This is a genomic window from Enterovirga sp. GCM10030262 (assembly GCF_042666435.1).
Lineage (GTDB): Bacteria > Pseudomonadota > Alphaproteobacteria > Sphingomonadales > Sphingomonadaceae > Allosphingosinicella.
In genome coordinates this window covers 270,601-293,782 of record NZ_JBHTDC010000002.1, presented here as the reverse complement: position 1 = coordinate 293,782, position 23,182 = coordinate 270,601, and the positions used below count along the sequence as shown (strand labels likewise).

At 67.1% G+C, this 23,182-nt stretch carries 19 protein-coding genes; 18 read left to right on the top strand and 1 reads right to left on the bottom strand.

What is annotated here, in order from left to right; translation table 11 throughout:
* The first annotated feature begins 80 nt into the window (after window positions 1-80).
* From ACFQRC_RS10580 to ACFQRC_RS10535, 10 genes are all read left to right on the top strand, one after another.
* The gene (locus ACFQRC_RS10580) at window positions 81-1,676 is read left to right on the top strand and encodes a carboxyl transferase domain-containing protein (RefSeq protein WP_379960972.1); all 1,596 of its coding nucleotides are present in this window, start codon (window positions 81-83) and stop codon (window positions 1,674-1,676) included.
* Entirely contained in the window at window positions 1,676-2,161 is a 486-nt protein-coding gene (locus tag ACFQRC_RS10575) for a DUF4262 domain-containing protein (RefSeq protein WP_379960970.1), read from the top strand. Before ACFQRC_RS10580 ends, ACFQRC_RS10575 begins: the two co-directional genes overlap by 1 nt.
* On the top strand, window positions 2,158-4,047 hold the full coding sequence (locus ACFQRC_RS10570; RefSeq protein WP_379960968.1) for an acetyl/propionyl/methylcrotonyl-CoA carboxylase subunit alpha: 1,890 nt from the start codon (window positions 2,158-2,160) through the stop codon (window positions 4,045-4,047). The genes ACFQRC_RS10575 and ACFQRC_RS10570 overlap by 4 nt, the downstream gene beginning before the upstream one ends.
* Before the next feature lie 202 nt (window positions 4,048-4,249).
* A complete protein-coding gene (locus ACFQRC_RS10565) occupies window positions 4,250-4,702 on the top strand; it encodes a MaoC family dehydratase (RefSeq protein WP_379960966.1) in 453 nt (150 codons plus the stop codon).
* Between the two features lie 106 nt (window positions 4,703-4,808).
* A complete protein-coding gene (locus tag ACFQRC_RS10560; protein WP_379960964.1) occupies window positions 4,809-5,651 on the top strand; it encodes an HpcH/HpaI aldolase/citrate lyase family protein in 843 nt (280 codons plus the stop codon).
* A gap of 3 nt (window positions 5,652-5,654) precedes the next feature.
* Entirely contained in the window at window positions 5,655-6,389 is a 735-nt protein-coding gene (locus ACFQRC_RS10555) for a prepilin peptidase (protein ID WP_379962419.1), read from the top strand.
* Between the two features lie 57 nt (window positions 6,390-6,446).
* The gene (locus ACFQRC_RS10550; protein WP_379960962.1) at window positions 6,447-7,208 is read left to right on the top strand and encodes a PDZ domain-containing protein; all 762 of its coding nucleotides are present in this window, start codon (window positions 6,447-6,449) and stop codon (window positions 7,206-7,208) included.
* A gap of 200 nt (window positions 7,209-7,408) precedes the next feature.
* Entirely contained in the window at window positions 7,409-8,929 is a 1,521-nt protein-coding gene (locus tag ACFQRC_RS10545; protein ID WP_379960960.1) for a hypothetical protein, read from the top strand.
* Between the two features lie 65 nt (window positions 8,930-8,994).
* Window positions 8,995-11,694, top strand: coding sequence for a TonB-dependent receptor domain-containing protein (locus ACFQRC_RS10540; RefSeq protein ID WP_379960958.1), 2,700 nt, complete (start codon window positions 8,995-8,997; stop codon window positions 11,692-11,694).
* A gap of 537 nt (window positions 11,695-12,231) precedes the next feature.
* Window positions 12,232-14,475: a calcium-binding protein gene (locus ACFQRC_RS10535; RefSeq protein ID WP_379960956.1), complete on the top strand. Its 2,244-nt coding sequence runs from the start codon at window positions 12,232-12,234 to the stop codon at window positions 14,473-14,475.
* A gap of 81 nt (window positions 14,476-14,556) precedes the next feature.
* Here the strand turns inward: ACFQRC_RS10535 and ACFQRC_RS10530 are convergent, their stop codons facing one another.
* Entirely contained in the window at window positions 14,557-15,174 is a 618-nt protein-coding gene (locus tag ACFQRC_RS10530; RefSeq protein WP_379960955.1) for a prolyl hydroxylase family protein, read from the bottom strand.
* 124 nt (window positions 15,175-15,298) lie between these two features.
* Between ACFQRC_RS10530 and ACFQRC_RS10525 the strand changes: the two genes are divergently transcribed.
* From ACFQRC_RS10525 to gspJ, 8 genes are all read left to right on the top strand, one after another.
* Window positions 15,299-16,141 carry a type II secretion system protein N gene (locus ACFQRC_RS10525; RefSeq protein ID WP_379960953.1) on the top strand — a complete coding sequence of 281 codons (843 nt, stop codon included), beginning with the start codon at window positions 15,299-15,301 and terminating at the stop codon, window positions 16,139-16,141.
* Window positions 16,138-18,309, top strand: a complete 2,172-nt coding sequence (gene gspD, locus ACFQRC_RS10520) for a type II secretion system secretin GspD (protein WP_379960950.1) — start codon at window positions 16,138-16,140, stop codon at window positions 18,307-18,309. The genes ACFQRC_RS10525 and gspD overlap by 4 nt, the downstream gene beginning before the upstream one ends.
* Entirely contained in the window at window positions 18,306-19,856 is a 1,551-nt protein-coding gene (locus tag ACFQRC_RS10515) for a GspE/PulE family protein (protein ID WP_379960948.1), read from the top strand. Before gspD ends, ACFQRC_RS10515 begins: the two co-directional genes overlap by 4 nt.
* Window positions 19,857-19,952: 96 nt before the next feature.
* A complete protein-coding gene (gene gspF / locus ACFQRC_RS10510; protein ID WP_379960946.1) occupies window positions 19,953-21,176 on the top strand; it encodes a type II secretion system inner membrane protein GspF in 1,224 nt (407 codons plus the stop codon).
* A gap of 107 nt (window positions 21,177-21,283) precedes the next feature.
* Window positions 21,284-21,667 carry a type II secretion system major pseudopilin GspG gene (gene gspG, locus ACFQRC_RS10505; RefSeq protein ID WP_379960944.1) on the top strand — a complete coding sequence of 128 codons (384 nt, stop codon included), beginning with the start codon at window positions 21,284-21,286 and terminating at the stop codon, window positions 21,665-21,667.
* Window positions 21,645-22,184, top strand: coding sequence for a GspH/FimT family pseudopilin (locus tag ACFQRC_RS10500; protein ID WP_379960942.1), 540 nt, complete (start codon window positions 21,645-21,647; stop codon window positions 22,182-22,184). Before gspG ends, ACFQRC_RS10500 begins: the two co-directional genes overlap by 23 nt.
* Entirely contained in the window at window positions 22,171-22,578 is a 408-nt protein-coding gene (gspI, locus tag ACFQRC_RS10495) for a type II secretion system minor pseudopilin GspI (RefSeq protein ID WP_379960940.1), read from the top strand. The genes ACFQRC_RS10500 and gspI overlap by 14 nt, the downstream gene beginning before the upstream one ends.
* Entirely contained in the window at window positions 22,575-23,180 is a 606-nt protein-coding gene (gspJ, locus tag ACFQRC_RS10490) for a type II secretion system minor pseudopilin GspJ (protein WP_379960938.1), read from the top strand. The genes gspI and gspJ overlap by 4 nt, the downstream gene beginning before the upstream one ends.
* Window positions 23,181-23,182: the final 2 nt, after the last annotated feature.

Sequence of the window (23,182 nt, the reverse complement as noted above, 5' to 3'; positions counted from 1 at the left end):
GTCGAAGGGCTGCTCTTCTTCATGGGCGGAAGGAAAAGGCAGGGCTTCGACAGGCTCAGCCTGAGCGGGTTGGGGGGCTGATGGTGCAGATCATCTCCAAGACCGACGAGGGCTCCGACACCTTCCGCCGCTATGCCGCGCACAATCGCGCGCTCGCCGACGACCTTCGCGAGAGTGTGGCGAAGGCGGCGCTGGGCGGATCGGAGAAGCATCGCGAACGGCACGTGGCGCGGGGCAAATTGCTACCGAGGGACCGCGTGGCGCGGCTGCTCGATCCGGGCTCGCCATTCCTGGAGATCGGCCAGCTCGCCGCCTGCGACATGTACAAAGGCGAAGCGCCCGGCGCGGGGATGATCTGCGGGATCGGCCGCGTGTCGGGCCGCGAGGTGATGATCGTCGCCAACGATCCCACCGTGAAGGGCGGCGCCTATTTCCCGATGACGGTGAAGAAGCATCTCCGCGCCCAGGAGATCGCGCTGCAGAACCGGCTGCCGTGCGTGTACCTCGTGGACTCGGGCGGCGCCAACCTGCCGCACCAGGCCGAGGTGTTTCCGGACCGCGACCATTTCGGCCGCATCTTCTTCAACCAAGCGCAGATGAGCAGCATGGGTATTGCGCAGATCGCCTGCGTGATGGGAAGCTGCACGGCGGGCGGCGCCTATGTGCCCGCCATGTCGGACGAGAGCGTGATCGTCCGCAACCAGGGCACGATCTTCCTCGCCGGACCTCCGCTGGTGAAGGCGGCGACGGGCGAGGTGATTTCCGCGGAAGATCTCGGCGGCGGCGACCTGCATGGGCGGAAATCCGGCGTCGTCGACCATGTCGCCGAGAATGACGATCATGCGCTGGCCATCGTCCGCGACATCGTGGCGCGGCTCAACAGTGTAAAGTCCGTCGACTTGGATATTGTCGACCCGGTCGAGCCGAAGCTCGATCCGGAGGAGCTTTACGGCATCATCCCCGACGACGTGCGCACGCCCTATGACGTGCACGAGGTGATCGGCCGCATCGTCGATGCTTCCGAGTTCCACGAGTTCAAGGCGCTTTACGGCACCACCCTCGTCTGCGGCTTCGCCCGCATCTGGGGCATGCCGGTGGCGATCCTGGCGAATAACGGCATATTGTTCAGTGAGAGCGCCTTGAAAGGCGCGCATTTCATCGAGCTCGCCTGCCAGCGGCGGACGCCCTTGCTGTTCCTCCAGAACATTTCCGGCTTCATGGTCGGCGGCAAATATGAGGCGGAAGGGATCGCCAAGAACGGCGCCAAGCTGGTGACGGCGGTGGCGACGGCGCAGGTGCCCAAGATCACCGTCCTGATCGGCGGCAGCTTCGGCGCCGGCAATTACGGCATGTGCGGGCGGGCTTACTCGCCGAGGTTCCTGTTCACCTGGCCCAATTCGCGCATCTCGGTGATGGGCGGCGAGCAGGCGGCGAGCGTGCTGGCGACGGTGCACAAGGATGCGGAGGCCTGGACGCCGGAGGAGGCGGAGGCGTTCAAGGCCCCGATCCGCCAGCGTTATGAGGATGAGGGCAATCCGTATCACGCCACCGCCCGGCTGTGGGACGACGGCATCATCGATCCGGCCCAGACGCGCGACGTGCTGGGCCTGGCCTTCGCGGCGACGCTGAACGCGCCGATACCGGAGCGGGCCCAGTTCGGCCTGTTCAGGATGTGATGATGGGCAAGAGAGTACTCGACGCCTTCGAACAGAAAATCGTTGACGTGGTCGATAGCCACGGATGGTTCGTGCTCTCGGTCGCCCCGGCTGCCGGTAGTGATGATCCGCAGGAGTGGTGGTCTTACACGATCGGCTTACCCAAGACCTTTAGCTGGCCGGAGTTGATCTGCTTCGGATTGGCGACTGACGTGAGGGTCAGAATGTTGAACAACGCAGTCGAGGAGCTCCGCGAACGCAGGATAGCGCCTGAGGCCGGCTTAGAACTGGACGGCGTTCTCAACAACTATCCCGTGCGGTTCATCGACGCAGTAATTCCAGACAGTTACCTGGGTTCTGCCGCCTGGTATGCGCGCTACACAGGAGCATTGGTGCCTCCAAAGTATTTACAGCTGACCTGGCCGGATGACCAAGGGCGGTTTCCCAATGATCCGACCTGCGCCGCCGACGTCCGCGCGGATCAAATCCCATTGGAATCCGAATGATTGGATCCCTCCTCATCGCAAATCGCGGCGAAATCGCGTGCCGGATCATCCGCACGGCGCGGCGGATGGGCATTCGCACCGTCGCCGTTTTCTCCGATGCCGATCGGCATGCTCTCCATGTGCGGGAGGCGGATGAGGCGGTGCATATCGGGGCTTCGCCGGCGCGGGAGAGCTATCTGGTGGGGGAGAAGATACTCGTCGCCGCCAGGGCCGCGGGGGCGGAGGCGGTGCATCCGGGGTATGGGTTTCTGTCGGAGAATGCCGAGTTCGCCGAGGCGGTGATGGCGGCGGGGCTGGTCTGGGCGGGGCCGAGCCCGGCGAGCATCCGGGCGATGGGGCTGAAGGACGCGGCCAAGAGGCTGATGGACGAGGCCGGAGTGCCGACGACGCCCGGTTATCTCGGCGAGGATCAGGCGGCGGAGCGGCTGAAGGCCGAGGCCGACGCGATCGGCTATCCGGTGCTGATCAAGGCGGTGGCCGGCGGCGGCGGCAAGGGGATGCGCAAGGTCAACGCCGCGTCTGAATTTGCCGACATGCTGACGAGCTGCAAGCGCGAGGCGGCGGCTTCGTTCGGCGACGACAGGGTGCTGATCGAGAAATATATCGAGCGGCCGCGCCATATCGAGGTGCAGGTGTTCGGCGACAGCCACGGCCAAGTCGTCCACCTGTTCGAGCGCGACTGCTCGCTCCAGCGGCGCCACCAGAAGGTGATCGAGGAAGCGCCGGCGCCCGGCATGGACGAGGCGACGCGCGCGGCGATCTGCGCGGCGGCGGTCAAGGCGGCCAAGGCGGTCGATTATGTCGGGGCGGGGACGATCGAGTTCATCGCCGACGCGTCCGAAGGGCTTCGCGCCGACCGCATCTGGTTCATGGAGATGAACACGCGGCTCCAGGTCGAGCATCCGGTGACCGAGGAGATTACCGGGCAGGATTTGGTCGAATGGCAGCTCCGCGTCGCGAGTGGCGAAAAGCTGCCGAAGACGCAGGAGGAGTTGTCGATCAACGGCTGGGCGATGGAGGCGCGGCTCTATGCCGAGGATCCCACTCACGAATTCCTGCCCTCGACCGGGCGGCTCGACCATTTCGTGCTCGGGCGCGGCATCCGCATCGATACGGGCGTGGAGGAGGGCGACCGGATCAGCCCTTATTACGACCCGATGATCGCCAAGCTGATCGCCACCGGCGACACGCGCGACGAGGCGATCGACGCGCTGGTCGACGTGCTGGAGCAGGTCGAGGTCTGGCCGGTCCGGACCAACGCCGCCTTCCTCGCCCGCGCCGCCGCCGATCCGGATTTCCGTGCGGGAGAGGTGGACACCGGCTTCATCCCGTCCAAGATCGACAGTCTCGTTCCCGACGCGTCGCCCACCGACGGTGTCTGGCAGCTGGCGGCGGAAGCCGTGCTGGCCTCGGATTTCGGCGGGCGCTCCGATGCGGGCGATCCGTGGCGGTCCCTGCAGGGCTTCCGGTCCAATGCCGATGCGGACCTTCGTGTCGCCCTCCGCCACGGCGGCGAGACGCGCAATGTGACGGTGGCCGAGGACCAGGCGCTGGAAGGCGTCGCCACGGCCAATGGCGATACGATGCTGGTCTTTTCGGAGGGCCAGGCCTTCGCCTTCACCTTGCCGGGCGTGGGCGGAGGGGCAGGGGGCGCGACCGCGTCCGACGGCGCCCTGGTCTCGCCGATGCCGGGCCGGGTGATCGCGGTCGAGGCGCGGCAGGGGGACAAGGTGACGAAGGGGCAGAAGCTGGTGACCCTGGAGGCGATGAAGATGGAGCATGGCCTGGTGGCGCCATTCGATGGCATTGTCGCGGAGCTGGAAGCAGTCGAGGGCGCGCAGGTGAGCGAGGGGATGGTGCTGGTGCGGGTGGAGAAGGCGGAGTGACGTTAGCTACAGCCTTCTCTTCCCCCCTTGCGGGGGAAGGATACCGCAGCTTAGGGGCGAAGCCGCTTAGCGGAGGTTGGATGGGGGGTGCGCTCCGGAGGAGCGCGGCGCTGCTGCGCAGCGCCACCCCCCATCCAGCTACGACTAGGCAGCACGCTGCCAAGTCTCCGCATCCCTCCCCCGCAAGGGGGGAGGAAAGATAATGCCCGGCCGCTACTATGACGAATGGACCGTCGGCGATCGCCTTCAGCATCAGCCGCATCGCACGGTGACGGAGACCGACAATCTCCTCATCAGCGCGCTGACCCATAATGCCCAGCCGCTCCACCTCGACGCCGAATATGCCGCCGCCACCGAGTTCGGGCGGATCGTCGTCAACGGCACTTTCACCTTTGCGTTGATGGTGGGGCTGTCGGTGGGCGACACGACTCTGGGGACGCTGGTGGCGAACCTTGGCTATGACAAGGTGCGGATGCCCAAGCCGGTGTTCATCGGTGACACGCTCCGCGCCGAGACCGAGGTGATCGCCCTCAAGGAGTCGAAATCGCGGCCCGAGGCCGGCATTGTCACCTTCGAGCATCGAATGCTGAACCAGCGGGATGAACTAGTCTGCGTGTGCGAGCGGACGGCGCTCATGCAGCGGAGGCCAAAGTGACCAGCTTCCAAACATTCGTTCGTCCCGAGCGAAGTCGAGGGGCGCTGGCACGGACTCATCGCATCCGCCCCTCGACTACGCTCGGGACGAACGAGTCTGTTGTCCTATGAAGCTCCGTTCGCTCCTCTTCGTGCCCGGCGACCGGCTCGACCGGATGGAGAAGGCGCTGCGCTCGGGCGCCGACGCGCTGATCCTCGATCTGGAGGATGCGGTGGCCCCGGCGGCCAAGCCCGAGGCGCGACGGCATGTCTCGGCGTTTGTCGCGGCCAATCTCAACGCCTCGCTCTGGGTGCGGATCAATCCGCTCGACGGCGGCGAGGCGGATCGTGACCTCGCCGCCATATTGCACAGCCATCCCGACGGCATCGTCCTCCCCAAGGCGGAGGGAGGCGCGTCGGTTGCCGAGCTCGCCCGCCGCCTGACAAGCCAAGGCAATGCCACCGCCAAAATCCTCGCCATCGCCACCGAGACGCCGGCGGCGATGTTCCAGCTAGGTACCTATGGCGGCGCCAGGCGGCTCGCGGGCCTCACCTGGGGCGCGGAGGATCTGCCGGCCGCGATCGGCGCCGCGACCTCGCGCGAGCCCGACGGACGCTACACGCCGCCCTACGAACTCGCCCGCTCGCTCTGCCTGTTCGGCGCGGCGGCGGCCGGAGTCGCCCCGATTGAGACCGTCTATCCCGCCTTTCGCGATCTGGAGGGGCTCGCCGCCTACGCCGCCCGCGCCCGCCGCGACGGCTTTACCGGCATGATGGCGATCCATCCCGACCAGGTGCCGGTCATCAACCAGGCCTTCACCCCGTCCGAGGCCGAGATCGCCCATGCCCGTGCCGTCGTGGCGGCGTTCGAGGCGAATCCCGGCGCGGGCGCGCTGTCGCTGGATGGGCGGATGATCGACCGCCCGCACCTCCTCCAGGCGCAGCGCATGCTCGCCGCCGTCGCGGAATAGGCCATCCTGTACCCGGCGCTCGGCTTCCTCCTCGGCGCCATCATCGGCAGCTTCGGCGCCGTCATGCTGATCCGCTGGCCGCAAGGCCGATCCGCGCTCGGCGGCCGCTCGCGGTGCGACGCTTGCGACGCTGCGCTTCGCCCGGTCGAGCTGATTCCGATCCTCTCCTATCTGCTCGCCCGCCGCCGCTGCCGGCGCTGCGGAGCCGTCATCGACCCACGCCATGTCGCCGTCGAGCTTTGCGCCGCCTTCATCGGCCTCGTCGCCTTCCTGGCCCACCCGCCCGAAACCGCAATCGTCACCGCTTTGCTGGGCTGGTGGCTGCTGCTGATCGCCGCGCTCGATCTGGAGCATCATTGGCTTCCGGACCGCCTGACGCTGCCGCTGCTGCCGCTCGGGCTCGTGGCGGCCTGGGCGGGCGTCGGGCCGCCGCTGGACGAGCGCGCGATCGGGGCGGCGGCGGGATTCCTGATCCTCTGGACCATCGCCTGGGCCTATCGCCGCCTGCGCGGACGCGACGGAATGGGCGGCGGCGATCCCAAGCTGCTGGCGGCTTTGGGCGCGTGGCTGGGCTGGCAGCAATTGCCGATGGTGCTGCTCGGCGCCGGGCTGGTCGGGCTCGCCGCGATCCTGGCATCGCGCCTCAGGGGCAAGTCGGTAGCGGCCACGGACCGGCTGCCCCTCGGCACCTTGATGGCGATCACCGCCTGGCCGATCTGGCTGGTGGTGGCGAAATGACATGGTCATGGACCTGTCATCGTGGGGCCATATCCTGATCGGATGGGATCTGCCTCGGTGACGCCGTTCGTCCTGTCCTTGAAAGCGAGACTCGCTGCTCTCGACCGCCGCGAGCGGCTATTCCTCGGCGCCGGGGCGATCGCATTGCTGGCGTTCCTCGTCTACGTCCTCACCCCCGCCGACGCCGAACCCGAAATAGAGCTGGTCGATGCTCCGGTCTCGGTCGCGCCCGTCCCCGCCGCGCCGCCGCCCTCGCCACCGCCGCCGTCCATTCCGGCCGCCTCGGTCTCCGGTCTCGCGCTGCGCGGCGTCCTCGGCGGGGGCGCGGCGATCATCGCCTTTCCGGACGGCGGCGAGCGCGTGGTTCGGGTGGGCCGCGCGGCCCTTCCGGGAATCGTCCTCAAGGAAGTGGCGCTGCACCATGTGATCTTCGCCACCGCGTCGGGCGACACCCGGCTGGAGTTCAACAAGGCCGCCACCGCGGTCCAGGCCGCGCCGCCGTCTCCGCTGGATGCGTCGCGGGCGGAGCGCGCCGGACGCGAGACGATCGAATTCCGGACCGGTCTCGCGCCGCGCCTGGAGAATGGCCGGATCGCCGGCTTCGCGGTTCGCCCCGGCGCGAAGCTGGAGATTCTCGAGCGCGCCGGGATCCGCGCGGGCGATATGATCGTCGCGGTCAACGGACAGGCGTTCCGGAGCGAGGAGAAGGTGCTCGAACTGTCGGACGAACTCGCCAGTTCCTACACCGCCGAGATCGAGTTCCTGCGCGGCGGCCGCAGGCTCAAGGGCACGCTCGAAGTCAACAAACAGCCCGGCTAATAGACTTTATTACAACCATGTTACGTAGCGATGTAATTTAAATGACGCCAAGGTTACGGCAATAATAAACTTGGGTCAGTCTCCGCTATCGTGCCATCTGTAATATAAGCATCACAGAATAAGCCTAGCTCCCCGACGGAAGAACGGAATCGCATCCAGCGGCTCCGAGTCTCGCAACTTCTTCACAAGGGGGATTCTCCATGTCTTTTCTTCGTACCCTTCTTCTCGTCGGCACCGCCATCCCGCTCGCGGCCTGCGGAGCCGATGACGTGGCCTCACCGGGCGAAGGCGTCATCGTGACGCCGGCTCCCACGCCCACGCCGACTCCGACGCCCACGCCGACCCCAACGCCCACCCCGGGCCCGGCCGCGGACTGCCCGACCGGAACCGCCAATGTCGGCATCATCAACGATCTTCGCAACTGCCAGATATCGGGCCGGATCACCGGCAATGTCGCTCTGCGCAATCTCGACGGCGTCATCTATTCGCTGTCGGGCGGCGTGCAGGTCGGCGTCGATGTCGGCGGCGACGGCAACGCGCCGGGCGGCCAGCAGGGCATTCTCACCATCGAGCCGGGCGTCGTCCTGTTCGGCTCGTCGGGCGCGGACTTCCTGCTGGTCAATCGCGGCTCGCAGATTTTCGCCGAAGGCACCGCCACCCGGCCGATCATCATGACCAGCCGTCAGAATGTCGAAGGCACGTCCGGCGCCGACTCGATCGGCCAGTGGGGCGGTCTTGTCATCCTCGGCCGCGCGCCGATCAGCGACTGCATCGGCAATGTCGAGGGCGGCACGGTCGGCTGCCAGGGCGCGGTCGAAGGCACTTCGGGCGATGCTTTCTTCGGCGGCGCCTCGCCCAACGACAATAGCGGCCGCCTGCGCTATCTCCAGGTCCGCTATCCCGGCTTCGAGGTATCGCCCGGCAACGAGCTGAACGGCATCACCCTGGCGGGCGTCGGCGCCGGCACGACCATCGACCATGTCCAGGTTCACAACAGCTCGGACGACGGCATCGAATGGTTCGGCGGCACCGTCAACCAGAAGAACCTGGTCCTGACCGGCATCGACGACGACAGCATCGACACCGATATCGGCTTCAAGGGCGGCATCCAGTTCGCGATCGTCGTCCAGCGCAATACCGGCGGCGACCGGATCATCGAGGCGGACAGCTCGGGCAACGAGAACGCCACGCCGCGCCAGGACACGGCGATCGCCAACGCGACCTTCGTCAGCCAGGGCACGGCCGACGCGCCGGACTCGATCCTGCTGCGCGGCGGCACGGACTTCACCATCGTCAACTCGGTGGTGACCGGCGCTCCGGTCTGCCTCGACGTGGACGGCAACGCGACCGTCCAGGCCGCCGGCGCGGGGCCGGACGAGAAGGGTCCGCCGCGGTTCGACTCGGTGTTCCTGTCCTGCTCCGACACGCCGTTCCGGGACGACAGCGATGTCCCCGCCGCGACGATCGCGCAGATCTTCAACAGCGGATCGAACAACGTCGCCAGCGGCACCTCGACCCTCACCAGCGTCTTCATCAACGGCGCCAACGAGAATGCGGTCGACGCCATCGCGGCCAGCTCGGTCCGGAGCTTCTTCGTCGACACCGATTATATCGGCGCCGTCCGGGATGCGAGCGACACCTGGTGGCAGGGCTGGACCTGCGGGCTCGGAACCGGCTCGCCGTCCTGCGCGGCGGTGCCGGTGCCCAGCACCGACAGCTGAACTTCGTAAACCTGCTTCGGGCGGCGGCTCCGGCCGCCGCCCTCATTCATATCCGGGAAATAACCATGAGGACTATCGCTGCTTTCGGGGGCATGCTGCTCCTGACCACGGCTCTCACCGCGCCGGCGGCGCTCGCGCAGGAGGTGGTGGAGGCGCCGACGGTCGCCGAAGAGACCGGGCCCGAGCCCGTCGAGGAGGAGATCGAGATTTCGGCGCCGGGCGTGCCGTCCGCGGCAGCCGAAATCGTCGTCGTCGGCCGGAACATTCCCAACGCGATCCGTCGCACGCCGGAGGTCATCTCGGTCCTATCGGCCGACGACATCGCGCGCACCGGCGAAGGCGACATCGCCGGAGCACTTCAGAGGGTCACCGGCCTCAGCGTCGTCGGCGGCCGCTTCGTCTACGTGCGCGGCCTTGGCGAGCGTTATTCGCTGGCATTGCTCAACGGCTCGCCTTTGCCTTCGCCCGAGCCGCTGCGCCGCGTGGTGCCGCTCGACATCTTCCCGACCGACGTGATCGCCAGCTCGGTCGTCCAGAAGAGCTATTCGGTCAATTACCCCGGCGAGTTTGGCGGCGGCCTCGTCAACCTCACCACCCGGTCCATGCCCGAGGAGACCTACCTCAAAGTCGGCGGTAGCATCGGCTTCGACACCGAGACGACCGGCGAGCTCGGTTACACTTATTATGGCAGCGACACCGACTGGAGCGGCTTCGACGACGGCAGCCGCGACATTCCCGGGTCGCTCGCGGGCGCGCTCAAAAGCGGCAACCTCATCGTCATCGGGCCCAATTTCACCGAAGAGCAGGTCAAGGGCTTCACCGCCAGCCTCGCCAACGCCTCGACGACGCTCATCCAGCGCAATGAGAACATTCCGGTGAACGGCAGCCTCAACGTCAGCGGCGGCACGAGCGTGGACATAGGCGGCGCCCGCCTCGGCATCATCGCCGCGGCCGGATACAGCAACACTTGGCAGACGAAAGGCGGCCTCCAGCAGCTCGCCGGGGGAACCGCGGTCGGCGACGACGGCACCGAGATATTGAAGCCCGACCAGGATTTCCGCTTCCTGTCGACCGAGGACCGGATCGTGGTCAACGGTCTTCTCGGCCTCGGCCTGGATTTCGGCGAGCACAAGCTGCGCTGGACCAACCTCTACATACGCGACACCATCAAGGAGGCGCGGATCCAGACCGGCACCGACCAGATCAATGTCGGCGACGACGCGCTCAACATCGGCAATACCGCCTGGTTCGAAAGACAATTGATCGACACCCAGCTGGTCGGCGAGTTCGACTGGGATCCGGTCAGCGTCGACGTCCGCGCCACCTACGCGAATTCGCAGCGTGAATCGCCGTACGAGCGGACGATCGGCTATCGGTACAATTCGATCGCCGACGATTTCGTCAACGACCTGCGCTCCAACGGCCAATATGCCCGGATCGCCTTCAGCGACCTCAGCGACAACGTCTATGCGGCCTCCGCCGATTTCGCCTACGAGCTGCCGACCGCGCGGGCGGTGACCGCGTCGGCGGGCCTGTCTTATTATCTGAACGACCGCGCGGCGACCCGCCGGGAATTCCGCTACACGCCGCTCGGCGCGCTGCCTTTCCTGGTGACCCAGCAGCGGCCGGACTATCTTCTCTCCGACTATAATATCCATACCTACGACATCGTCCTCACCGACGTGTCGAGCGCGGCCGGCGTCGCCGCCTATGAGGCCGATCTCGAAGTGTTCGGCGCCTATGCGCAGGTGGAGGCGGAGATCGTTCCGCAAGTGCGGCTGCAGACCGGCGTGCGCTTCGAGGACGGCAAGCAGACGGTGACGCCCATAGACCTGTTCGGTCTTGGCGGCGCCAATGTCGTTCCGACCAAGGTGGAGAATGATTATTTCCTCCCCGCCGCGACGCTGACGTGGAATTTCGCGGAGGACATGCAGCTTCGCTTCCATGCCTCCAAGACCATCGCCCGTCCGCAGTTCCGCGAGCTGGCGCCGCAGCAATATCTCGACACCGAGACCGACCGCACCTTCTTCGGCAACCAGTTCCTGACCGACAGCGAATTGCTCAACGCCGAAGCGCGCTACGAATATTATTTCGGACGCGACCAGCGGCTGAGCCTCGCCGGCTTCTACAAGAAGATCGACCGGCCGATCGAGGCGGTGGCGTTCGAGCAGGGCGGTACCTTCTTCACGACCTTCGCCAACGCTCCTGAGGCGACCCTCGTCGGCGGCGAGATCGAGGTACAGAAATATGTGCCGCTGGACGGGGTGGGCGGTGACTTCTTCGCCGAGCGCCGCCTTGTCCTGATCGGCAATTACACCTTCACCGATTCCAAGATAAAGGTCGGGCCCGACGACACGACCATTCCGGTCGGAAGCGGCGGCATGCCCGTGCCGGCCGCCAATTTCTTCCAGGATGGATCACGCCTCACCGGGCAATCGCGGCATCTCGCCAACCTCCAGGTCGGCCTGGAGAATGTCGATCGTCTGTCGCAGCAGACCCTGATGCTGACCTATGCCGGCCGCCGCGTCACCAACCGCGGCCCTTCGGGGCAGCCGGACCTGATCGAGGAACCGGGCCTCCGCCTCGATTTCGTCGCGCGCGAGAGCGTCCGCCTGTTCGGCGCCGACCTGGAGCTGAAGTTCGAGGCGCGGAACCTCACCGGCGAGAATTACGAGGAGTATCAGACGCTGAACGGCAGCCGCATCGACACCAACACCTATGACCTGGGCCGCATGTTCAGCCTGGGTCTAGGTGTGACCTTCTAGGAAGCAGGCCTGGGCGGCGCTCTTCCCTAGAGGCGCCGCCCAACCTCCATCAAGCCAACGCTCCTGCGCGTCCTACGCCGTTATGGAGCGTGTTCGCGTTGATGCCCTCTTCCCCCTTCAGGTCGTTCCAGGCGCGATTTTCACAAAGCCGGGCAACCGGAAATGCCACTTGCCCTTTCACGGACTTGCCCGGATATCGAGCGGGCGCCTCGATCGGGGCGCTTGTTTTTTTGGGGGGTAATGATGGCAGTCGCTTTCAAGCGTTCCGGCAACGAAGTGCTGGTCAACACAGATTTCTTTTCCAGCCACTTCGACCAGACGAGTCCCAAAGCGGTTGCCCTTACATCCGGCGGCTTTCTGGTCACTTGGACGGATTGGAGTGGAGTCGAGGAGGAAATCGACCGGAGCTCGTCCAGTATCAAGGGACAGCTCTATGGAAGTGACGGCCAGGCCGTGGGCGGAGAGTTCCTAATCAACACGATGACGGGGGCATCCCAGGCATTCCAGTCTGTGACTGCCCTTCCTTCGGGGGGCTTCGTGGCCACCTGGCAGAGTGGGGACGGCGCCGGGGAAGTGATGGGCACATCGGGCGTCAAAGCGCAGATATTCGACGCCGATGGATCGAAGGTCGGACCGGAAATGTTGGTGAACACCACGACCGCCGGCGATCAGTCCGGCGCCGTGGTGACGTCCCTCTCGTCCGGGGGATTCGCGATCGCGTGGGCTGACTATCGAGACAATATCGATTCCGACGTCAAAGCTCAGATTTTTGATGGCAGCGGGGCGCGAACAGGCGGCGAAATCAACGTAGCCGCTGCGCTTGCGGGCCGGCAATTCAACCCTTCGATGGCCTCATTCGAATCCGGCGGCTTTGTCCTGACCTGGACGGATCGTAGCGGAACGGGTGGAGATGCCAGCGGATCAGGCATCAAAGGTCAGCTGTTCAGCAACTCCGGATCCAAGGTTGGCGGTGAATTTCTGGTCAATCGCACTGTTGCCGGCGACCAGTTCACCTCTGCGGTGACTACGCTTGCCTCGGGCGGCTTCGTCGTGACCTGGACCTACGATACCGGCACAGTCGGCAGCGATCTCGATCGCAGCCGCTGGAACGTCGCGGGCCAGATGTTCGATAAGAATGGTTCGAAGGTTGGCGCGGAGTTCCAGATCGGCGACGCGAACAATAACGTACAGATGGAACAGACGGTGACCGCGCTTCCGTCGGGCGGTTTCATCGTCAGCTGGACGGATGGTAGCGGCCGCGGCGGGGACGCGAGCAGCTTTGGCGTTCGCGCCCAAGCCTATGATGAGCGGGGAGCGAAAATCGGAGATGAGTTTCTCGTCAACACGACAACCCAGGGCAATCAGCAGGATCCGGACCTTGTCGTTCTCAAATCGGGCGAGATCGTTTCGACATGGACCGACTATAGCGGTCTTGGTGGTGACGGCAGCGGCAGCTCGATAAAGCTTCAGCTACTGTCTCCCGTCAACGCCATGTCCGGCACCGCCGACGCCGATAATCTTACCGGCATGGAGGGCGACGACCTGATCCAAGGGCGGGCCGGCGACGATGTTTTGAACGGCAACGGCGGCGACGATGTGCTGGAAGGCGGCGCAGGCGCGGACCGGCTCGATGGCGGCACGGGCGCGGACGACCTGCGCGGCGGCATAGGAGACGACACCTACACGGTCGACGACGCCGGCGACGTCGTGATCGAGCAAGCCGATGCCGGCATCGACACCGTTCGCAGCGTCATCGACTATGCTCTGGGCGTCGACGTCGAGCATCTGATCCTGGCAGGGAACAGCGCGATCGATGGCACCGGAAACGATCTGGCGAACACGATCACCGGCAACGCCGCCGCCAACCGGATCGACGGCGGGGTCGGGATCGATACGATGCGGGGGAGGGGCGGCAACGACCGCTATGTCGCCGATCACGGCTCCGATCGCGCCGTCGAGCGAGGCGGCGAGGGGACCGACACGGTCGAGAGCTCGGTCGCCTACCGCCTCGGCGCCAATGTCGAGCATCTTATCCTCACCGGCGAGGCCGCGATCGACGGCACCGGAAACAGCCTTGCCAACCGGATCACCGGCAACGATGCCGCCAACGTCCTCAATGGCTCAGGGGGGGCGGACCTGCTGAGGGGCGGGGCGGGCGACGATCTTTATATCGTCGATTCGAGCGCCGACCGGATTGCGGAGGTCGCGGGGGGCGGCATCGACACGGTGCGGGCCGCGGCCAGCTTCAGGCTTGGGGGCCAGATCGAGGATCTGACGCTGACGGGAATCGCCTCGGCCCACGGCATCGGCAACAATCTCGCCAACGCGATCACCGGCAACAATGGCTCCAACCTACTCGACGGCGGCTCGGGCGCGGACGTTCTGAAGGGTCGGGGCGGAAACGACAAATTGTACGGCGGCACCGGAAATGACAGCCTCGAGGGCGGCGCGGGAACCGACCGCTTCTATTTCGACACCGCGCTCCACCGGATCGCCAATGTGGATGCGATCGCCGATTTCTCGACGGCAGACGATTATATCTACCTGGATCGCACCATTTTCGAAGCGATCCTCGCCGACGGCCGTCTGGGGGCGGACGCGTTCCACGTCGGTGCTTCTGCCGGCGACGCGGAGGACCGTATCCTCTACGATGACGCGACCGGCCGGCTCTTCTACGACGCGGACGGCAGCGGCTCCACGGCGGCGCTCTTCTTCGCGCAACTTGATCCGGGGCTCGCGCTCACCAGGGCCGACTTCATCGCCTACCTTCCCGAGATCTGATCGCGTGCTGGTGGAGGCGAAGGGCGCATGTCCTCCGCCTCCACATGAAGCGGCGGGCAAGAACCGGAGCGGCGGGACGCGCTACCCCCAGGGTCGCTCCCGATACCATTTGGTGATGATATATTTCGTGCCCCGGCGCACTTTCATCCCGTGATGGAGGGTGTTCACGTTGGGGCGGCCGTCGGCGCGGAGATTGTTCCAGGCGAGGAGCTTGCCCGTCTCGGGCTGCACCGTCTTGGCGATGGTCTTGAAGCGGGTGGCGCCGCCGGCGGCCGGTTCGTTCAGATAGATCATCACGGTCCAGGTCCGCTGCCCCGAAACGGCGCAATAACGGGCGAAGTCGCCGCCGTTCGGCTCGAAATAGTCGGTATGGGCCTTGAACTCCTGGCCCTCGGCGTAGCGCTGGCCCTGGACCGGCTCGCCGTGCCGCGGATCGAGCCCGGTGAAGGCGGCGATCTTCGCCTCCGCCGCGGCGACGGCGGCCTCGCGCGAATCGAGATCGCAGGTCTCGCTGGTCCTGAACAGACCGTCGCCGCTGTCGTCGGCGAGGGTGGAGGGCCGCCGCCGGGCGTCGATGAGAGCGACCAGCGCCGCGCATTCGTCCGGCGCGAGGAAGGCCTTGCGGATGAACAGGTCCAGCCTCGGCGAGGGGACCTTTTGCACGCCCGGGGTCCGGGCCAGGCGGTCGGCGGTGTCCATGGGGCGGGGTTTAATCGAGCCGGAAACGAAAACCAGCCCCGTTCGATCGTTTCAGATTCCTGTCACAATTCCACAATCGCTGTGTCATGTAAGGCTCTTAGGGCCTTTGGGGTGGGAGTCGCACATGCGTTTAGCCTTGGATCCGCGAGCCCGCCGCCTGTTGCGGCGGGTTCCGCGCAATACCGTTTACACGGCGCTGGAGCTCATCCTCCTGTCGCTGCTCGCGTTGCAGGGCGCGCGGCTGGCCTGGACCCTGGTAACGCCGGTCGATCCGGTCGGCGACTGGCGCGCGCCGGGCGCGGTCCGCGCGCCGCTGCCCGGCTCGGCGGCTTTGCTGGGCCAGTTCGATCCCTTCTTTCGCCTGAGCGGCGACGCCGGCCCGGTGGTCGTCACCTCGCTCGACCTGATTCTGTTCGGCGTCAGGGAAGACCGCGCCACGGGCGGCGGCTCGGCCATTATCGGCACTCCGGACGGCCAGCAGCGCAGCTTCGCCGTGGGTGAGGAGATCGTGCCCGGCGTGACGCTGACCGCCGTGACGTTCGACGGAGTCACCATTTCGCGCGGCGGCACCGCCGAGCAATTGTTCCTCGACCAGAGCCCGCCCGCGACGATGGTGGGACCGGAGGCATCGGCGCCGGTCGTGACCCAGCCCTCGTTCAGCGTTCCAGCGCCCGTCCCCGCTCAGCCGGCGTCGAGCGGGTCGATCGCATCCGACGTCCAGTTCCAGCCGCGCATGGACGGCGCCGAGGTGACCGGGGTCACCGTCCAGCCGCAGGGGAGCGGCGAAGCCTTCCGCGCCGCCGGCCTGGCTCCGGGCGACGTCATCGTCTCGGTCAACGGACGCCGGATCCGATCCGCCGATCAGGCGCGCGGGCTGGCGGGCCAGCTCGGCGGGGCGCGCGAGATCGTCGTCCAGGTCGAGCGCGACGGGCGCGTCGTGCCGCTCCGCGTGAGGCCCGGCCAATGAAGCGTTTCCGGATCGCGCTCGCGCTGGCCCTGGCCTCGGTTTCCGCCACGCCGGCCTGGTCGCAATATGTGCTGAACCTCCGCGAGGCCGACATCCGCGCCTTCATCGAGGATGCCGCGCGGGTGACGGGCCGCACCTTCATCATCGACGGATCGGTGCAGGGCAAGGTCTCGGTGGTGACGCAGCGGCCCTTGTCGCGCTCGGAATATTTCGAGGTGTTCCTGTCGACCCTGCGCGCCAACGGCCTCGTCGCCGTGCCGGGCGCGGGTGGGGCGCTGCGCATCCAGCCGATCGCGACCGCCGTCGCGTCCGGGGGGCGTGTCGGCCGGCCTAGCAGCCCCAACGGCTTCGTCACCGAGATCTTCCGCCTGAGGAATATCGACGCCGCCTCCGCCGCCGAGACGGTGCGGCCTTTGGTCAGCAAGGACGGCTCGGTCACCGCCAATCGCAACACCCTGGTGGTCGCGGATTTCGCCGACAATGTCGCGCGCATCCGCCAGATCCTCTCGGGCATCGACCGCGACACCGCCTCGACCCAGCTGGTCGCGCTCGAAAATGCCGGCGCGCGCGAGATCGCCGACGCGCTGACCGCTTTGGTCGGCGAGGGTGGCGAGGGTGCGGCTGTATCGGTGGTGCCGATCGACAGCTCCAATTCGATCGCCTTGCGCGGCGACGCGGCGACGGTCTCGCGTCTCATCGAGATCGCCCGCGACCTCGACCGCCGCGCCGCCAGCGGCACCGAATTGCGCGTCGTCTTCCTGGAACATGCCGACGCCGAGCAATTGCTGCCGGTGCTCCAGCAATTGCTCGGGCAGGCGGTAACGCCGTCCTCGGGCGGCGGCTCGTCCGGCCTTTCGCGGTCGAGGTCGAACGGCGACGGCGACAGCAATGATGCCGCGCCGCGGCCACAGCCGGCGGCCGCCACGTCCGTCTCCTCCGGTTCGGGCGACAGCGTGTTCGGCAACAAGGCCGCGCTCGTCACCCGCTTCGAAGGCGCCAACGCGATCGTCATCGCCGCGCCCGCCGACGTCCAGCGCCAGCTGGGCGAGGTCATCCGCCAGCTCGACACGCGCCGCGCCCAGGTTCTGGTCGAGGCGATCATCGTCGAGATTTCGGAAACGGCCGCCCGCGAGCTCGGTGTGCAGCTTTTGCTGTCGGGGCTGAAGGGCAGCAACATCCCCTTCGCCGTCACCAATTATTCCAACGCCTCGCCCAACATCCTGACCGTCGCCGGCGCGATCGCGGCGGAGGAGCTGCGCACGACGACCACCACCGTCAACGGCGAGGTGGTGACGACCAACCAGAGCAGCGGCATCGCCGATGCCTTGCAGGACGCGGCGGCGGCGGAGATTCTCGGCGCGACCGGCGGCCTCGGCGGCATCGCCTTCAGAAGCGGCAACGCCATTTTCGGCGCGATCGTCAACGCCGTCCAGCGCGACAATAATTCCAACATCTTGTCGACGCCTTCGATCATGACATTGGACAATCAGGAGGCGCGCATCCTCGTCGGTCAGGAGATCCCGATCACCACGGGCGAGGCTCTGTCCGACAATTTCGACAATGCCTTCCGCACCGTCCAGCGCCAGAATGTCGGCATCAGCCTGGAAGTGAAGCCGCAGATCAACGCCGGCGGCACGATCAAGCTCGATTTGCGCCAGGAGGTGAGCTCGATCGCCGGGCCGGTCTCCGCCGATTTCAGCGACCTCATCCTCAACAAGCGCGAGATCGAGACGACGATCACCGTCGACGACGGCGAGATCGTCGGCATCGGCGGCCTCCTCGACGACAATGAGCGGCGGACCCTGGAGAAGATTCCCTTGCTCGGCGACATCCCCCTCATCGGCGAATTGTTCAAGTCGCGCGGGCGTTCGCGCGCCAAGACCAACCTCATGGTCTTCATCCGGCCGACCATCCTGCGCTCGGCGGGCGATGCGCGGAACATGACCGAGCGGCGCTACGGCTATATCCGGGGCATGCAATATCGGCGCAATCCGGACATCGAGCCGAGCATCGACGAGCTGGTCCGCGAATATATGGGCGCGGTCCCGCCCGCGCCGCCGGCCCTCGCTCCGCCGCCGGTCGATCCGCGCCTCTACGCGCCCGCGGTCCAGCCCGGTGACCAGGTCGTGACGCCGGTGCCGGTTCCCCCGAGCGAGGTGCCGCAATGAAGATACGCCGCGGCGACGACGAACCGGGAGATGACGGGATCGTGGCCGCGGCGGGCGAGGCTTCGCTGCCCGTCAACATCCCCTACGGCTTCGCCAAGAGGTTCGGAGTGGCCTTGCTCGGCGAGCAGGACGGGCATCTCGCGGTCGTCGTGCGCGAGGGCGCCGATCCGCGCACCCTGATCGAGGTCCGCCGCTTCCTCTCGCGCCCCTTCGACGTCCAGTTCGCGCCCGCCGACAAGTTCGACCGCATCCTCTCCGAACGCTATGCAATGGACGGCCAGGCGGCGGCCGACGCGGCGGGCTCGCTCGGCCTCGGCGACGAATTGAGCCACCTCGCGATGGACCTACCCACGGCGGACGACCTGCTCGACAGCGCCGACGACGCGCCCGCCATCCGCCTCATCAACGGCATCATCGCCGACGCCGCCCGCCAGGGCGTCTCCGACATCCATGTCGAGCCCTACGAGACCGGCCTCGTCATCCGGATGCGGGTCGACGGAGTACTGCGCGAGACCTTGAGAATGCCGCCGCACGTCGCGCCGGTGGTGGTCAGCCGCATCAAGGTGATGGCGCGGCTCGACATCGCCGAGCGCCGCGTGCCGCAGGACGGGCGCATCGGGCTTACATTGGGCGGCAAATTGCTCGACGTCCGCGTCTCCACTTTGCCCAGCCGGGCCGGCGAGCGGGTGGTGCTGCGCATCCTCGACAAGGACAATGCCGGCATCGGCCTGGACGTGCTCGGCATGCCGCCGGCCATCCACAAGGTCTATCTCGACGCGCTGGCAGAGCCGAACGGCATCGTCCTCGTCACCGGGCCGACCGGCTCGGGCAAGACGACGTCGCTTTATGCCGGCCTTCGCACCCTCAACGACGGCACGCGCAACATCCTCACCGTCGAGGATCCGGTCGAATATGCGGTCGAAGGGGTCGGCCAGACCCAGGTCAACGACAAGGTCGGCCTCACCTTCGCCACGGGCCTCCGCGCCATCCTGCGTCAGGACCCGGACGTGGTGATGGTCGGCGAGATACGCGACCGCGAGACCGCCGACATCGCCGTCCAGGCGTCGCTCACCGGCCACCTCGTCCTCTCGACCGTTCACACCAACGACGCGGTCGGCGCGATCACCCGGCTGCGCGACATGAAGATCGAGCCCTTCCTGCTCGCCTCGACCCTGCGTGCGGTGATCGCCCAGCGGCTCGTCCGGCGGCTCTGCCCGCATTGCCGGGAGCCGGTCCAGGCGAGCGGGTCGGTCAGCGCGCTCCTCGGCTTCGATCCCGGCACCGTCATCCACGAGGCGCGAGGCTGCCCGGAATGCGCGAACAGCGGCTATAAGGGCCGCATCGGCGTGTTCGAGGCGGTGCGGATCGACGAGCCCATTCGCCGCCTGATCAACGCCAATGGCGACGAGGCGGTGATCGCCAGCCACGCCTTCCGCGACGCGCCCAATCTCGGCTCCGCCGCCCGCGCTTTGGTCCGCGAGGGGGTGACGACCGCCGAGGAAGCTGTCAGGATTTCGCGCCGGGAAACCGAAGCCGAACATGTTTAGCATCGCCGTCCATGCTTTCCCCGGCGAAAGCCGGGGTCCACCAGTCCGGGTCTCTGGGCCCCGGCTTTCGCCGGGGCGCTCACGGCGGCAAGCGCCATGAGCGATTTCGATTATCTCGCGCTCGACACCGCCGGCCGGGAAAGGCGGGGGTCGGTACGCGCCGCCAGCGCCGAGGATGCCCGCGCGACCCTTGGCGCGCGCAAGCTCTACGTCGTGCGGATGGAGGCCGCGACCGGTGCCTCGGCGGCGCCCTTGCTGTCGCGCCGGGCGCTGCTGCGCAAGAAATTGAGCGGCAAGCAACTCACCTTGTTCACGCGCCAGCTCGCGACCCTGGTCCAGGTCAGCCCGCTCGAGGAATCGCTGCGCACCATCGCCCGCCAGTTCGAGCAGGAGCAGGTGCGGACGATCCTCCTGTCGGTCCACAATGCGGTGGTCGAAGGCCGTCGTCTCTCCGAAGCGATGACCCGCGAGGCGGCGAGCTTCCCGCCGCTCTACCGGGCGATGGTCTCGGCGGGCGAGAGCTCGGGCACCTTGCCGCTGATCCTGGAGCGCCTCGCCGACCTTCTCGAACGGCAGGCGCAGGTGCGCGGCAAGGTGCTGAGTGCCCTGGCTTACCCGGTGATCCTCGCGATCGTCGCCACCTTCGTCGTCTTCGCCTTGATGATCTTCGTCGTCCCCAAGGTGGTCGAGCAGTTCGAGGATGTCGGCCAGCAATTGCCCTTGCTCACCCGCATCGTCATCGGCCTCTCCGAATTCCTCGCCGGCTGGTGGTGGGCGCTGCTGCTCGGCCTGGCCGCGTTCGCGCTGCTTCTCGGCCGCGCGCTCCAGGACGAGGCGCTGCGGCTCCGCTTCGACCGCCGCCTTCTTCGCCTGCCTCTGCTCGGCCGGCTGCTGCGCGATCTCCACGCCGCCCGCATGGCGCGCACGCTGTCGACGATGGTCGGCAGCCGCCTTCCCCTGCTGGAGGGGCTGCGGCTCACCACCCAGACCGTCCACAACCGGGCCTTGCGCGAGGCATCGGGCGACATCACCGAGGCGATCCGGATCGGCGGCAGCCTTTCGGCGGCGCTGAAGCGCGCCGGCGTGTTTCCGCCCTTGCTGGTCTATCTGGCGGCCAGCGGCGAGGCGTCGGGCAAGCTCGACGTGATGCTGGCCCGCGCCGCCGACTATCTGGAGCGCGAGTTCGACAGCTTCACCTCGGCGGCCCTGTCGTTGCTGGAGCCGGCGATCATCGTCATCATGGGAGCGATCGTGGCCCTGATCGTCCTGTCGATCCTGCTCCCGATCCTGCAACTCGACACGCTCGCAAGCGGAGTTTGAAGATGAAATACGCCCTTCCCCGTCATCCCCGCGAAAGCGGGGATCCCACTTCTTCCTCTCATCCGCCCAAGGCCAAGCGGGGTTCCCGCTTTCGCGGGAATGACGGAGTGGACGACGCGGAGCGCGGCTTCACCCTCGTCGAGCTGATGGTGGTGATCGTCATCATCGGCCTGCTCGCCACCGTCGTCGCCATCAATGTCATGCCGGCGCAGGACACGGCGCGGGTGAAGAAGGCGGAGGCGGACATCGCCTTGCTGGAGCAGGCGGCGGAGATGTACCGCCTCAACAAGCTCGATTATCCGACCACAAGCGACGGCCTCCAGGCTCTGGTCAGCGAAGGCTTCGTCAAGCGCCTTCCCGACGATCCCTGGGGCAATCCCTATCATTATGCCGCGCCCGGCGGCGACGGCCGCGCCTTCGACATCTATTCCTATGGCGCCGACGGCCGGGAAGGCGGCGAGGAAGACGATGCGGATCTCGGCAACTGGTAAGGATCGTTCCCCGGCGAAGGCCGGGGTCCAGTTTGTTCCTGTTCGCTGGACCCCGGCCTTCGCCGGGGCGCGATCGCGTGTCCATGCCCTCGGCTTCACCCTCGTCGAACTGCTGGTCGTGCTGACCCTCATTGGCCTGATGTCGGCCGCGGTGATTCTCGCCATGCCCGATCCGCGCGGCACGCTCGCGGCCGAGGCGGAGCGCTTCGCGGCGCGGTCGGCGGCGGCGCGGGACAAGGCGATCGTCGACGCGGCGGCGATGTCGGTGCGGGTGACGGCGGCGGGCTATGGCTTCGACCGGCGCGACGGATCGGAATGGCGCCCGCTCGACAGCAAGCCGTTCGTCGAACAGGCCTGGAAGGAAGGCACGCAAGCGGCGATCGCGGGGGAGGGCGCGATGCGGATAGTGTTCGATCCGACCGGCATCGCCGAACCGGCGCGGGTGACCCTGGTACGCGATGACGAGACGATGGCCGTGACCATTGGCGCGGACGGCGAGATCGATGTCGTCCGCTAGGCCGGGACAAGAGGGCTTCACGCCTTCGTGGGGTTCCGCCGAACACGGCTTCACCCTGATCGAGATGCTGGTGGCGCTCGCCGTCTTCAGCCTGGCCGCGCTCGCCTTGCTTCGGCTGGAGGGCGCCACGGTCTCCAACACCGCCCGGCTCCACGACCAGGCGATGGCGCAGATCGTCGCCCGCAATATCGCGGTCGAGACGATGACCGATCCGGTGCCGCCGTCGCTTGGCCAGGACGGCGGTGAGGTCGAGAATGGCGGGCGAAGCTGGGCCTGGACCCGGCTGGTCGCTTTGTCGCCCGAGCCTCGCATTCAGATGATCACGATCCGGGTCCAGAGCGCACTCGGCGCCGATTCCGCGACCCTCACCCTGTTCAGGCGCGCGGAACAATGATCCGCGCTCCAGTCTCCGAGCGCGGCTTCACCTTGGTCGAGCTGCTCGTCTCCCTGCTCATCTTCGGGATGCTGTCGGCCGCCGGCGTCGCCTTGCTCTCGTTCAGCGTCCGCGCCCAGGATGTGGCCGGCGAGCGGCTGGGGCAGCTGGCCGACATTCGCCGGGCGGGCGCCCTGCTCACCGCTGATCTCGCCCAAGCCGCGCCGCGCATCGTCCGCGACGAGGCGGGCGCCCTTCGGCCGGCGTTCGAGGGCGGCGCGGGACAAGGCGACGCGGTCGCGCTCGCTTTGGTGCGGCGCGGCTGGGACAATCTCGACGGCGCCGGGCGCCCGTCGCTGCAAAAGGTCGAATATCGGCTGGTGGAGGACCGGCTCGAACGCCGCGCCTGGCGCTTCCTCGATGGCGCCGAGGCGATGGAGCCGGTCACCATTCTCGACGGCGTCGCGTCCCTGCGCCTGCGCTACCGCGACGAGGACGGCCAGTGGCGCGAGCGCTGGGATCCGACCGACATCACCATGCTGCCGCGCGCGGTCGAGCTGCTGGTCGCGATCGAGGGCGAGGGCTCTATCCGCCAGCTCTTCCTCGTCGGCGCGGGCGCCTGAGC

What these genes read in the sequence shown, in the direction of transcription:
- gspI (WP_379960940.1), top strand. Translation starts at nt 22,171, where the DNA reads ATGTCGTCCGCTAGGCCGGGACAAGAGGGCTTCACGCCTTCGTGGGGT.
- gspF (WP_379960946.1), top strand. Translation starts at nt 19,953, where the DNA reads ATGAGCGATTTCGATTATCTCGCGCTCGACACCGCCGGCCGGGAAAGG.
- ACFQRC_RS10530 (WP_379960955.1), bottom strand. Translation starts at nt 15,174, where the DNA reads ATGGACACCGCCGACCGCCTGGCCCGGACCCCGGGCGTGCAAAAGGTC.
- ACFQRC_RS10525 (WP_379960953.1), top strand. Translation starts at nt 15,299, where the DNA reads ATGCGTTTAGCCTTGGATCCGCGAGCCCGCCGCCTGTTGCGGCGGGTT.
- gspJ (WP_379960938.1), top strand. Translation starts at nt 22,575, where the DNA reads ATGATCCGCGCTCCAGTCTCCGAGCGCGGCTTCACCTTGGTCGAGCTG.
- ACFQRC_RS10570 (WP_379960968.1), top strand. Translation starts at nt 2,158, where the DNA reads ATGATTGGATCCCTCCTCATCGCAAATCGCGGCGAAATCGCGTGCCGG.
- ACFQRC_RS10515 (WP_379960948.1), top strand. Translation starts at nt 18,306, where the DNA reads ATGAAGATACGCCGCGGCGACGACGAACCGGGAGATGACGGGATCGTG.
- ACFQRC_RS10560 (WP_379960964.1), top strand. Translation starts at nt 4,809, where the DNA reads ATGAAGCTCCGTTCGCTCCTCTTCGTGCCCGGCGACCGGCTCGACCGG.
- ACFQRC_RS10575 (WP_379960970.1), top strand. Translation starts at nt 1,676, where the DNA reads ATGATGGGCAAGAGAGTACTCGACGCCTTCGAACAGAAAATCGTTGAC.
- ACFQRC_RS10540 (WP_379960958.1), top strand. Translation starts at nt 8,995, where the DNA reads ATGAGGACTATCGCTGCTTTCGGGGGCATGCTGCTCCTGACCACGGCT.
- ACFQRC_RS10565 (WP_379960966.1), top strand. Translation starts at nt 4,250, where the DNA reads ATGCCCGGCCGCTACTATGACGAATGGACCGTCGGCGATCGCCTTCAG.
- ACFQRC_RS10580 (WP_379960972.1), top strand. Translation starts at nt 81, where the DNA reads ATGGTGCAGATCATCTCCAAGACCGACGAGGGCTCCGACACCTTCCGC.
- ACFQRC_RS10500 (WP_379960942.1), top strand. Translation starts at nt 21,645, where the DNA reads ATGCGGATCTCGGCAACTGGTAAGGATCGTTCCCCGGCGAAGGCCGGG.
- ACFQRC_RS10545 (WP_379960960.1), top strand. Translation starts at nt 7,409, where the DNA reads ATGTCTTTTCTTCGTACCCTTCTTCTCGTCGGCACCGCCATCCCGCTC.
- gspD (WP_379960950.1), top strand. Translation starts at nt 16,138, where the DNA reads ATGAAGCGTTTCCGGATCGCGCTCGCGCTGGCCCTGGCCTCGGTTTCC.